Source organism: Aquibium sp. A9E412 (assembly GCF_030398335.1).
In the GTDB taxonomy this organism is placed as follows: Bacteria; Pseudomonadota; Alphaproteobacteria; order Rhizobiales; family Rhizobiaceae; genus A9E412.
Map to the genome: position 1 here is coordinate 26,956 of NZ_JAOAOP010000035.1, position 11,852 is coordinate 38,807.

Below are 11,852 nucleotides of genomic sequence, written 5' to 3' on the forward strand. Positions count from 1 at the left end.
CAACGCCCGGGCGTCGGTTGCAGCCCGGCCGAATCGCCCCGCGCTCGCGGCCGCGCGGCCATGCTGGTCGGATCGCTCATGCCGTCGTCCGAAAACCGCTTCCCACCGTTCGGCATCATGGCCCGAAGGGTAGCGGAACCGACGGCGCCCCTCAATGGCGCGCGCTGTCGATGAACTCGCCGGCGATGACGCGCTCGCGCATGCGCTCGATCAGCGCCAGCGCCGCCTCCTCGCCGTGGCTGCGCTGCAGCTCGCGAAAGGCCGTCGACAGCGCCGCCTCGGCCATGATGTCGGCGGCGATGCCCGAGGCGAAGCCTTCCGCCCACGCCTCGCCCTGATGCTCGGCCGCCACGAGCCGCATCTCCTCGCGGATCAGCCGGTCGATGTCGTTCTGCCCGTGGTCCATGCCGTTCGTCTGCCTCGTTCGCCCGACCGTGCGATCCGGCGCATTTGTCTCAAATCCGCATGCCGGCCTTAAGCCGCCGTTAACACATCTAGCACAGCAAATGCGGCTTGGGTCGGACCGTTCGCGGCAGGGTTAACGCGCGCCGGGCAGCGCTTGCCGCCCGTGCCGCGCGCCCTTGCTCTCCGCGCCCGCGCGGGCCGGCCGCGCCCCCCTTGTAGCGGCGCGCGGCGCAGCGATCTAGTTGCCGTAGCGCGCGGCGATGTCGCTCGACAGCTCGGCCCCCTCCTTCATGTAGCGGCGGATCGCCGCGCGCGCCGATTCGGTGCACACGGCATAGCTCGCCTCGAAGGAGCGGTAGCCGTGGTTGAAGCTCGCCACCATGCGCGCCCGGCGCGCCGGCGGCGGGGCCTCGGCCTCGAGCAGCGCCTCCATGCGCTCGCGCCATTCCTGGCCCGCCTCGCCGCACAGATTGCGCAGATAGTGGATCGAGCCGAGCACCTCGGCCAGCCGCAGCAGCGGCTTCTCGTAGGGTGCCTCGACGCCGTGTGCCGGCGCTGCGGCGAGGATGCCGAGCGCGAGGGCGAGGCCGGCGAGGGGACGGCGATGACGCGTCATGCCGATCTTGTGGGCCAAGATTCGGGCGGCTGCAAGGCGCGTCAGGGGCATGGCTTGCCGAGCAGCCGGCGGGCGACCGTCAGCGTCGAGCCGGTCATCGGCAGCCCGCGCATCGCCTCCGGGCTGTACCAGGCCACCTCGGCCGCGTCGTCGCCGGCGCGCAGCCGGCCGCTCACCCGGTCGGCGCGGAACACGGTGAGGCGGTAGAGCCGCACGTCGTTCGGGCCGCCGCCGAGCAGCATCTCGTCGAGCCGCGCCAGCCGCTCGGCCAGCAGCCCGGTCTCCTCGGCGAGCTCGCGCCGCGCCGCCGTCTCGAGACTCTCGCCCGGCTCCACCCGGCCGCCGGGAAAGGCGTAGAGGCCGCGCGCCGGCGCCCGGCCGCGGCGCACCAGCAGCACGCGGTCGCCGCTCACGGCGGCCACCGAGACGGCCAGCGTTGCGTCTTCATCCATCGGCGGATATCCCTTTCCTCCGCCTTCTTTAGGACGGATCGCGGCGCCGGCAAACCGCGCCGCCGCGATGCCTGCGGGGAGATCTGCGATGTGCGGCCGCTTTGCGCTCAATGCGACGCCGGAGGAGGTCGAGGCGCTGTTCGCGCTGCTCGAGCTCGAGGCGTTTCCGCCGCGCTACAACATCGCGCCGACCCAGCCGATCCTGATGGTGGCGGCCGCGCCGCCGCGCCCGGCCGGCTCCAACCTGCCCGACCGGCAGGCGCTGCTGGTGCGCTGGGGGCTGCTGCCGTCCTGGGTGAAGGACCCGAAGCGCTTTCCGCTGCTCATCAACGCGCGCTCGGAGACGGCGGCCGAGAAGAACGCCTTCCGCGCCGCCATGCGGCACCGCCGCACGCTGGTGCCGGCCTCCGGCTTCTACGAGTGGCGCCGCGCCGGCGGCAAGGCGGTCCAGGCCTACTGGGTGCGGCCGCGCCATGGCGGCGTCGTCGCCTTCGCCGGGCTGATGGAGACCTGGCTCGAGCCGGGCGGCTCCGAGCTCGACACCGGCGCCATCCTGACCACCGCGGCCAGCGCCGACGTCGCCCCGGTGCACGACCGCATGCCGGTGGTGATCGCGCCCGAGTATTTCGCCCGCTGGCTCGACTGCCGCGGCCATGCGCCGGCCGACGTCGCCGATCTCCTGCGCCCGGCCGAGGACGGCTTCTTCGAGGCCGTGCCGGTCTCCGACAGGGTCAACAAGGTGGCCAACACGGGACCCGAGGTGCAGCAGCCGGTGGCCGAGGCGGCGCGCCCGGCGGAGGCGGCGCAGGACGAGCCGCCGCCGCCGGCGGCCGGCCAGTTGCGGCTGCTGTGAGGGTGCCGGCCGCGCCCCGCCGCGGCCGGCGCGGCCGGCGCGGGTAGGCCGCCGGCCATGCTGGCACCGGGCGATGCGGCCGGCTTCGTCGCCGGCTTTTTTCTCGGCGGCTCGCTGATCGTGGCGATCGGCGCGCAGAACGCCTTCGTGCTGCGCCAGGGCCTCGTCGGTCGCCACGTGCTCGCCGTCTGCCTGATCTGCGCGGTCGCCGATGCGGCGCTGATCACGCTCGGCGTGGCGGGGCTCGGCACGGCGGTCGCCGGCTCGCCGGCGCTGGTCGCGGCGGCCACGCTCGGCGGTGCGGCGTTCCTGTTGTTCTATGCGGGCCTGTCGTTCCGCCGCGCCCTGCGGCCGGGCGCGCTGCTGGCGGCCGGCGGGGCGGCGACGACGCTGCGCGGCGCGGTCGCCGCCTGTCTCGCCTTCACCGTGCTCAACCCGCACGTCTATCTCGACACGGTGCTGCTGCTCGGCTCGGTGTCGGCGGGCTATGGCGGCACGGCGAGGGCGGCCTTCGGCGCCGGCGCGGTGGCCGCGTCCTTCGCCTGGTTCTTCGCGCTCGGCTATGGCGCCCGGCTGCTGCAGCCGGTGTTCGCCAGGCCGGCCGCCTGGCGCGTCCTCGACGTGGCGATCGGCCTCGTGATGGGCGCGATCGCCGTCGGCCTGCTAGGCCGGCTTCACGCCGCTTGACGTCGCCTTCGTCTGCCGCTTGGCGCAGATCAGCGCAGCCACGACGGCCGCCGGGCCGATCGCGTTGTACTGGCTGAGCAGGCCTCCGGTCTTTGCGGGCTGCGGCTTGGTGCGCGTGTCTTTGCGGGCCATCGTTCCTGCCTCGAGCTTGGGCGTGTTCGCCTTTGGCCGACATGCTGAGCGATTTCGACGAAAGCGTGGCCGATGGCCGCTTCGCCGGCCGCCCGAACGGCATTTTCGGCAAACGTGATTAAGACTTTCTTCAAATGCCGGTTTTTGCCCGCCGGCGCCCCGCCGGGCGCGCCGAATTCCGCCTTGACGCGGCCGGCGCCGAAGGCGATAAGGCGGGCCATGAAAACGACCGCCACCATCATCGCCGGCATCTGCATTATCGGCTAGCGCCTATTCGCTGGTCCGGACGTTTTCGCCCTCCCTTCGTCGACGAGAAAAACGCCCCGGCCAGCAGGCCAGGGGAGACGTCATGTCCGAGGCCTTTCGGGGACTTCGCCTTCACAACACGCTGACGCGCGCGAAGGAGGACTTCGTGCCGCTCGATCCGGCCGACGTGCGCATGTATGTGTGCGGGCCGACGGTCTACGACTACGCGCATATCGGCAATGCGCGGCCGGTCATCGTCTTCGACGTGCTGTTCCGGGTGCTGCGCCAGCTCTACGGCGCCGACCACGTCACCTATGTGCGCAACATCACCGACGTCGACGACAAGATCAACGCGCGCGCCCTGCGCGACCACGGCGCGGAGATCGCGGCCGGCCGGCTGACCCTCAACGAGGCGATCCGCCGGGTGACGGAGACGACGGCGCGCCGCTTCCACCGCGACGTCGCCGCGCTCGGCTGCCTGGAGCCGACGCACGAGCCGCGGGCGACCGATTTCGTGCTGCCGCGCGCCGACGGCCTGACCGACATGAAGAGCCTGATTCAGCGTCTCATCGACGGCGGCCATGCCTATGTCGCGCAAGGCGAATCCGGCGCCGAGGTGCTGTTCGACACGCGCTCGATGGCCGACTACGGCGCGCTGTCGAAGCGCCGCCTGGAGGACCAGCAGGCCGGCGCGCGCGTCGCCGTCGAGGCGCACAAGCGCCATGCCGGCGACTTCGTGCTTTGGAAGGAATCGGCCGCCGACGAACCGGGCTGGCACGCCGCCTTCACCGCCGACGGGCGCACGGTGGAGATCCGCGGCCGGCCGGGCTGGCACATCGAGTGCTCGGCGATGGCCGCGGCCTATCTCGGGCCGGTGTTCGACATCCACGGCGGCGGCCTCGACCTGATCTTCCCGCACCACGAGAACGAGATCGCCCAGTCGCGCTGCGCGCATGGCACCCCGGCGATGGCCAACTACTGGCTGCACAACGGCTTCCTGCAGGTCGAGGGCCGCAAGATGGCGAAGTCGGAGGGCAATTTCGTCACCATCCGCGATCTTCTCGACAGCGACGGCTTCGGCGGCCGGCCGTGGCCCGGCGAGGTGCTGCGCCTGGCCATGCTGATGACCCACTACCGCGAGCCGATCGACTTTTCCGTGCGCAAGCTGGAGGAGGCCGAGGCGGTGCTCGACGGCTGGTACCGCGCCGTCGGCGAAGTCGAGGCGGGCGCGTTCGACTGCGCCGACACGCTGCACGCGCTGCTCGACGATCTCGGCACGACCGGCGCCATCGCCGCGCTGCACGACCTGCGTGCCGCGGCCGCGCGCGGCAGCGAGGGCGCGCGCCGCTGTCTCAAGGCGAGCGCCGCGCTGCTCGGCCTGCTCGGCGGCACCGGCAGCGACTGGTTCGCGGCCAAGGCCTCGGGCGCGGCCGTCGACACACAGGCCGTCGAGGCGGCGATCGCCGAGCGCCTGGCGCATCTGCGCGACAAAAACTTCGCCGAGGCCGACCGCATCCGCGACGACCTCGCCGGCCGCGGCATCCAGCTCATGGACCACAAGGACCCGCAAAGCGGCGAGCGCCGCACGCGCTGGGAGGTGCGCCGGTGATCCCCCCTCTGCCCTGCCGGGCATCTCCCCCTCGCGGGGGGAGATCGGCGGCTTCGGTTGCCGCGCCTGCCTATCGTGGACAGGCGCGGCGGCGGCCGCTCGATGCGACGACGCTGCGGCGGCCGGGTTGGACCTGCGATGCGAACATCCGCCGGCTACAGCACGGCCCGAGACGGTGGGGCACCGGCCCCCATGCCGGCCCGATCTCCCCCTCGAGGGAGAGATGGGCGGCAGCCCAGAGGGGGGCGCCGCGCCGCCGCCCGCGGCCCCTCCCGCGAGGACGACCATGAGACAACCCGCCGTCGCGCCACCGGGAGAAACGGGCCGATGAAAGACCGCGTGTATCTGTTCGACACCACGCTGCGCGACGGCCAGCAGACGCCGGGCATCGATTTTTCGCTCGACGACAAGGTGGCGATCGCCGCGATGCTCGACGATTTCGGGCTCGACTATGTCGAGGGCGGCTATCCCGGCGCCAACCCGACCGACACCGCCTTCTTCGCCGACAAGCGCACGGCGGCGGCGCGCTTCGTCGCCTTCGGCATGACCAAGCGCGCCGGCGTGTCGGCCTCCAACGACCCCGGTCTGGCGGCGCTCCTGCAGGCGCGCGCCGACGCCATCTGCTTCGTCGCCAAGAGCTGGGACTACCACGTCGCGGTGGCGCTCGGCTGCTCCAACGAGGAGAACCTCGCGGCGATCGGCGAATCCGTCGCCGCCGCCCGCGCCGCCGGCTACGAGGCGATGGTCGACTGCGAGCACTTCTTCGACGGCTACAAGGCCAATCCCGACTACGCGCTCGCCTGCGCGCGCACGGCCTGCGAGGCGGGCAGCCGCTGGGTGGTGCTGTGCGACACCAATGGCGGCACCCAGCCGGCGGAGGTGCGCCGCATCGTCGAGGCGGTGATCGCCGCCGGCGTGCCGGGCGAGCGGCTCGGCATCCACGCGCATGACGACACCGGCCAGGCCGTCGCCAACACGCTGGCCGCCGTCGAGGCCGGCGTGCGCCAGGTGCAGGGCACATTGAACGGCATCGGCGAGCGCTGCGGCAATGCCAACCTGGTGACGCTGATCCCCACGCTGATGCTGAAGGCGCCCTATGCCGGGCGCTTCGACATCGGGCTTGCGGCCGACCGGCTGGCCGGCCTGACGCGGCTGTCGCATGCCTTCGACGAGCTGCTGAACCGGGCGCCCGAGCCGCAGGCGCCCTATGTCGGCGCCTCCGCCTTCGCCACCAAGGCCGGCATCCACGCCTCGGCCATCCTCAAGGCGCCGCAGACCTACGAGCACGTGCCGCCGGAGACGGTCGGCAACCGGCGCCGCGTCATGGTGTCGGACCAGGGCGGCCGCGCCAACTTCATCGCCGAGCTCGCCCGCTTCGACATTGCCGTCGACAAGGCCGACCCGCGGCTCGACACGCTGATCGCCCGCGTCAAGGCGCGCGAGGCGGAGGGCTATGCCTATGAGGGCGCCGACGCCAGCTTCGAGCTGCTGGCCCGCCGTGCGCTGGGCGGCGTGCCCGACTTCTTCGCCGTCGACAGCTTCCGCTGCATGGTCGAGCGCCGCTTCGACGCCAACGGCAATCTGAAGACCGTGTCGGAGGCGATCGTGCGCATCGTCGTCGACGGCGAGACGCGCATGTCGGTGGCCGAGGGGCACGGTCCGGTCAACGCGCTCGACATCGCGCTGCGCAAGGACCTCGGCCGCTACCAGGACGAGATCGCCGATCTCGAGCTGGTCGACTACAAGGTGCGCATCCTCAACGGCGGCACCGAGGCGGTGACCCGCGTGCTGATCGAATCGCAGGACGCCAGCGGCGCGCGCTGGCGCACCGTCGGCGTGTCGGACAACATCATCGACGCCTCCTTCCAGGCGCTGATGGATTCGGTCGTCTACAAGCTGATGAAGAACCGCCAGGCCGCCATCGGCGCGGCGGCGCAGTAGGGCGCCGCCTTGCCGGCCGCCGATCGATCAGAAGTTTTCGATGGTGCTGCCGCGCCGTCCGGCCGATAGCAGGCGCATGAGCGTCGAATCCACCGCCCAGAGCGAAGCCGGCCGCGGCTTCGCCTTCGCCCTGTCGGCCTACCTGCTGTGGGGCCTGCTGCCGTTCTACATGAAGGCAGTTGCCCACATTCCGCCCGTCGAGGTGGTGGCGCATCGGGCGCTGTGGTCGGTGCCGATCGCCGGGCTGACGCTGCTGGCGCTGCGCCGCACGGCCGACCTGCGCCGCGTCGTGCGCTCGCCGCGGCTGCTCGCCATGGCGGTGCTGCCGGCCGGCTTCATCTCGGTGAACTGGGGCCTGTATGTCTGGGCGATCGGCAACGACCGGGCGCTGGAGGCCGCGCTCGGCTACTACATCAACCCGCTGGTTTCCATCGCGCTGGCCGCCGTGCTGCTCGGCGAGCGGCTCGACCGGCTGCAGGTCGCGGCCGTGGCGCTGGCGGCCGCGGCGGTGGCGGTGCTCACCGTCCAGGCCGGCGGGCTGCCGTGGATCTCGCTCGTGCTCGCGCTCTCCTTCGCCACCTACGGCTTCCTGCGCAAGACGCTGCCGATCGGCCCGAGCCAGGGCTTCTTCCTCGAGGCGGCGATCCTCAGCGTGCCGGCGCTCGGCTATGTCGGCTATCTGCAGGCGACGGGGGCGGGCAGCTTCGTGACCGCGCAGCCGGTCGACGTGCTGCTTCTGATCGGCTGCGGACCGGCGACCGCCGTGCCGCTGCTGTTCTACGCCTTCGGCGCCAAGCTGCTGCGCTATTCGACGATCGGCATCATGCAGTACATCACGCCGACGATGATCTTCCTGATCGCGGTGTTCGTGTTCCGCGAGCCGTTCGACGGCGGGCGGGCCGTGGCCTTCGTGATGATCTGGCTGGCGCTGGCGCTCTACACCTGGCCGATGCTGGCCGGCCGCCGGCGCGCTGCGCGCACGGTGCCGCCCGGCTCGGCCTGACGCGTCCGCCTCACAGCCGCTCGATCACCTCCTCGCGGCCGCCGGCCGGTGCGCCGCGCCGCCCGGCCGCCTCGATCACCGCCGGCACGATCGCCTCCGCGCTGTCGACCACGATCGGCCGCACCAGGCGCGAGGAGTGGATGAAGCCCTGCTCGCGCATGTGGCTCATCAGCGTCAGGAAGGGATCCCAGAAGCCGGCGATGTTGGCGAAGACGATCGGCTTGCGGTGCCGGCCGAGCTGCGCCCAGGTCATGATCTCGACGATCTCCTCGACCGTGCCGATGCCGCCCGGCAGCGCCACAAAGGCGTCCGATTCCTCGAACATCCTGTGCTTGCGGGTGTGCATGTCCTCGGTCACGATCAGGTCGTCGAGGTGTTCGAGCGCCTCCGCCGTGGCTTCCTTGGCCATCAGGAAGCGCGGGATGATGCCGGTGACCTTGCCGCCGGAAGCAAGGCAGCCTTCGGCGACCGCGCCCATGATGCCCTTGGTGCCGCCGCCATAGACGAGCCTGAGCCCGTTGTCGGCCAGTGCGCGGCCGAGCGTGCGGCCGGCGTCGGAATAGGTCTGATCGCGGCCCGCAGACGACCCGCAATACACGCAGATGGAGGAGATCGGTGTCATGAAACCGATTTGGTATTGCCTGCGTGACTGCGGTCAAGGGGCATCCGGCGTTTTTCTTGTCGCCCCCCGGAAAACAGGCTAGACCGCGAAAAAACAATCGCTGGAGGTGCGCGAATCATGGGTGCAACGCCGGTCCGGGCGGCTCTCTTCCTTCTCGGCGCGCTGATCGCCGCCGGCGCCACCGCCTACTTTGCCGGCGCCCTCGATCCCTATCTCGGCCGCGATGCGCCGGTGGTCGCCGCGCTGCCCGAAGGGGATGCGCAGGCCGGTCGGGACGATGCCGCAGCACCGCAGCCGGCGACCCCCATCACCGGCGCCGACGCGCCGCAGGACGCCGGCGCGGAAGCGCCCGAGGCGGGACCCGACGGCGCGGGCGAGACGCCGGCCGCGACCGAGGTGGTGGTGCCGGCCTTCGATCTGGTGCGGGTGGAGCCCGACGGCTCGATCGTGATCGCCGGACGCGCCGCGCCCGGCGCATCGGTCGAGGTGGTCACCGGCTCGCGCACCATCGGCACGGCCGAGGCCGGCCCGTCCGGCGATTTCGCGGTGGTGCTCGACGAGCCGCTCGGCCCCGGCGACTACGAGATCGTGCTGCGCGCCACCTCGCCGGACGCGGTGGTGGCGACGTCGATCGAAACGGCGATCGTCTCGGTGCCCGACAGCGAGACCGGCCAGGTGCTGGCGCTGGTGGAAAAGCCCGGCGAGCCGAGCCGCTTCATCACCGTGCCCGAGGCGGCCCCGGCGAGCGAGCCCGGCGGCGACGGCGTGCCGGCCGGGACGGCCGAAACCGCCGAGACGGCCGAGACCGCCGCGCCCGAGCCGGCCGGCGATGCGGCCGTGCCGGGCGGCGCCAGCGAGGACCGGGTCGCGGCCGCCGAGACCGATACCGATGCCGAGACCGAAGCCGCTGCCGATGTCGATGCCGATGCCGATGCCGGGCAGGGCGCGGAGGCCGGTGCGCCGGCCGACGTCGCGGTCGTCGCACCGCCGGCGCCGGACGGCGCTTCCGAGATCGCCGGCACCGCGCCCGGCGGCCTCGCCGCAGCCGATGCGGGCGAGGCGACCGGCGAGGCTGTGACGCAGGACGCGACGCCCGACGTGACCGCCACGCAGGACGAGACCGCGACGCCGGACGCGGCACCCGACGGTGCGACGGTCGACCCCGCGGTGACCGCCGATGCCGACCCGGCGGCGCCCGATGCCGGGCCCGCCGCGCCCGAACCGGCGGCGGAGGAGGAACGGGAGACGGCGGCCGATGCGCCGGCCGGCGAGGCTGCGCCGGCGCCGGACGTGACCGTCGCGGCCGAGGACGCGACGCCGCCGGCGCCGCGGGACGACGGGCCGGCGCGCGACGCGCAGGCCGATGCCGCGGATGCGGCGGCGCCTGCCGGCCCGCCCGCCACGACGACCGACGACACGCGCCGCGCCACTGCGCCCGATGCGTCTGCGGTGGACGATCAGGCGCGGTCCGAGCCCGATGCGCCGACGCCGGACGACGCGACCGGCGGCGAGCGCATGGCGGCGCTGGCGCCCGACAGCGCGGCGGCGCCGGACGAACCTGCGCCGCAGCCGGACGCGCCCGCACCCGGTCGCCAGCCCTCCGTCTTCGTGCAGGCGGTCGAGATCGACGGCCGCGAGATCTTCGTCGCCGGCGTCGCCGATCCCGGCCGCCGCGTGCGCGTCTACGCCAACGAGATCCTGCTCGGCGACGCCATCGCCTCGCCCGGCGGGCAGTTCCTGGTCGAGGCGGTGCGCGACCTGCCGGTGGGCGACTACATCGTGCGCGCCGACATGCTGGCCGACAACGGTGCCGACGTGATCGCGCGCGCCGCCGTGCCGTTCGAGCGCGAGCCGGGCGAGACCATCGCCGCCGTCGCGCCGGACGCCATGGCCGCGCTCGACGACACGCCGCCGGCCGAGCTCGCCGCGCCGGAGGCGGCGCCGTCCGAGGCGGCCGGTGAGGCGGGCGCGCCCGCCGCCGGCGATACCGCTGCGGCGGGCGCGGAAGACGCGGCCGCAGAAGAAGGCGCGACCGGAGAACCGGCTGCGCGCGACGCTGCGCCCGCGCCCGCGGGGGCTGTCGAGGCCGATGCCGCGCCGGCGGGCGAGCGCCCGGCTGCCGATGCCGCCGGCCCGGCGGAAGACGACGCGGCGGCCGCGGCCGCGCCGGCCGATGGCGCGGCGCCGGGCGGTCCGACGCTGACGCCACCCCAATCCGAGACCGGTGATGCCGGGTCCGAGACCGCCGCCGCGCCGCAGCCGGCGGCGCCAGGTTCGGCCGATGCCGGCGGCGAGACCGCGATGGCCGGCACCGCCGGCGGACGGGACGAACCGACGGCGGCGGCCGACGAGGCCAACGCGGCGCCGACGGATGCAGCGCCTGCCGCGGCCGACGGGCCTGCCGAGCCGCGCGACGCGCCGGACGCGACGACCGCCGGCGGTGCACAGCAGGCCGCATCGCCGGCCGCCGCGCCGGATGCCGGCGATGTGCCCGAGGTCGCCGGTCCGCAGACCGACCGCAGGGCCGCCGATGCCGCTGCCGGGAGCGTGCCGGACACGGACGACGCGGCCGACGCCGCCGGGAGCCTGCCGGGCACGGACGACGCGGCCGCCGACGCCGCGCCCGACAGCGCGGCGGAAAAGGCCGAGCGGCTTGCCGCGGCGGGCGGCGCGGCAAGCGGCAGTGCCGGGGCCGGCGAGGCCGGCGTCGTCACCGCGCCCAAGCTGCAGGCCGTCGACAGCGCGGTGATCATCCGCCGCGGCGACACGCTGTGGCGCATCTCGCGGCGCGTCTACGGCCGCGGCATCCGCTACTCGACCATCTATCTCGCCAACCAGGACCAGATCCGCGATCCCGACCGGATCTGGCCGGGCCAGGTCTTCACCGTGCCCGGCAGCACCGAGGAGGGCGAGAAGGCCGACATGAGCCGCATCGGCGACCAGGCGATCACCGTGCCGCGCTGAGGCGACGGGCGCGCCGTCGCCGTCGGGCCGATGCCGGTGGGCCGGCTTGCGCCGCTCCGGCCGCTGCCCGCGCCGCCCCTCATCCGCCCCTGCGGGGCACCTTCTCCCCGCGTGCGGGGAGAAGGGGGCGCCCCCGGTCTCGCAGGCCTCGGCACGGCGGCCGGCCGCAAACGCCAGCCCGATCTCCCCCCTTGAGGGGGTGATGTCGGCGCAGCCGACAGGGGGGTCAGAGGGGACGGCCGCCGAAGACGCGCGCGACCTCACCCTCTCCCCGCCTGCGGGGAGAGGGCAGGGTGAGGGGCAGCGTCGACCTGGCGGCGGG

The 11,852-nt window shown here is 73.6% G+C and carries 12 protein-coding genes; 7 read left to right on the plus strand and 5 right to left on the minus strand.

The window, feature by feature from the left end:
• Window positions 1-151: 151 nt before the first annotated feature.
• The 3 genes from N1F89_RS13115 to N1F89_RS13125 form a co-directional block, all read right to left on the minus strand.
• Window positions 152-406 (minus strand): hypothetical protein, encoded by a 255-nt coding sequence (locus N1F89_RS13115; RefSeq protein WP_290084587.1) that lies wholly within the window; start codon window positions 404-406, stop codon window positions 152-154.
• 237 nt (window positions 407-643) lie between these two features.
• Window positions 644-1,021, minus strand: a complete 378-nt coding sequence (locus tag N1F89_RS13120) for a TIGR02301 family protein (RefSeq protein WP_290084588.1) — start codon at window positions 1,019-1,021, stop codon at window positions 644-646.
• A gap of 41 nt (window positions 1,022-1,062) precedes the next feature.
• Entirely contained in the window at window positions 1,063-1,473 is a 411-nt protein-coding gene (locus tag N1F89_RS13125) for an NUDIX domain-containing protein (RefSeq protein ID WP_290084589.1), read from the minus strand.
• 88 nt (window positions 1,474-1,561) lie between these two features.
• Between N1F89_RS13125 and N1F89_RS13130 the strand changes: the two genes are divergently transcribed.
• Together N1F89_RS13130 and N1F89_RS13135 are read left to right on the plus strand one after the other, a co-directional pair.
• Window positions 1,562-2,326 carry an SOS response-associated peptidase gene (locus N1F89_RS13130; protein ID WP_290084590.1) on the plus strand — a complete coding sequence of 255 codons (765 nt, stop codon included), beginning with the start codon at window positions 1,562-1,564 and terminating at the stop codon, window positions 2,324-2,326.
• A 57-nt stretch (window positions 2,327-2,383) separates the two neighbouring features.
• A complete protein-coding gene (locus N1F89_RS13135) occupies window positions 2,384-3,013 on the plus strand; it encodes a LysE family transporter (protein ID WP_290084591.1) in 630 nt (209 codons plus the stop codon).
• On the opposite strand, the gene N1F89_RS13140 is transcribed toward N1F89_RS13135, so the two are convergent.
• The gene (locus N1F89_RS13140) at window positions 2,990-3,145 is read right to left on the minus strand and encodes a transcriptional regulator (protein ID WP_290084592.1); all 156 of its coding nucleotides are present in this window, start codon (window positions 3,143-3,145) and stop codon (window positions 2,990-2,992) included. The two genes, N1F89_RS13135 and N1F89_RS13140, sit on opposite strands and share 24 nt — an antisense overlap.
• A gap of 72 nt (window positions 3,146-3,217) precedes the next feature.
• Here N1F89_RS13140 and N1F89_RS13145 point away from each other — a divergent pair, with 72 nt between their 5' ends.
• From N1F89_RS13145 to rarD, 4 genes are all read left to right on the plus strand, one after another.
• Complete coding sequence (locus N1F89_RS13145; RefSeq protein ID WP_290084593.1) at window positions 3,218-3,412, plus strand: hypothetical protein; 195 nt, start codon at window positions 3,218-3,220, stop codon at window positions 3,410-3,412.
• A gap of 82 nt (window positions 3,413-3,494) precedes the next feature.
• Window positions 3,495-5,000 carry a cysteine--tRNA ligase gene (gene cysS, locus N1F89_RS13150; RefSeq protein ID WP_290084595.1) on the plus strand — a complete coding sequence of 502 codons (1,506 nt, stop codon included), beginning with the start codon at window positions 3,495-3,497 and terminating at the stop codon, window positions 4,998-5,000.
• Window positions 5,001-5,327: 327 nt separating this feature from the next.
• Window positions 5,328-6,941, plus strand: coding sequence for a citramalate synthase (gene cimA, locus N1F89_RS13155; protein ID WP_290084597.1), 1,614 nt, complete (start codon window positions 5,328-5,330; stop codon window positions 6,939-6,941).
• Window positions 6,942-7,017: 76 nt separating this feature from the next.
• Window positions 7,018-7,944, plus strand: a complete 927-nt coding sequence (rarD, locus tag N1F89_RS13160; RefSeq protein WP_290084599.1) for an EamA family transporter RarD — start codon at window positions 7,018-7,020, stop codon at window positions 7,942-7,944.
• A 10-nt stretch (window positions 7,945-7,954) separates the two neighbouring features.
• On the opposite strand, the gene N1F89_RS13165 is transcribed toward rarD, so the two are convergent.
• Window positions 7,955-8,566 (minus strand): TIGR00730 family Rossman fold protein, encoded by a 612-nt coding sequence (locus N1F89_RS13165; RefSeq protein WP_290084601.1) that lies wholly within the window; start codon window positions 8,564-8,566, stop codon window positions 7,955-7,957.
• A gap of 117 nt (window positions 8,567-8,683) precedes the next feature.
• Here N1F89_RS13165 and N1F89_RS13170 point away from each other — a divergent pair, with 117 nt between their 5' ends.
• A complete protein-coding gene (locus tag N1F89_RS13170; protein ID WP_290084603.1) occupies window positions 8,684-11,530 on the plus strand; it encodes a LysM peptidoglycan-binding domain-containing protein in 2,847 nt (948 codons plus the stop codon).
• The last annotated feature ends 322 nt before the right edge of the window (window positions 11,531-11,852 follow it).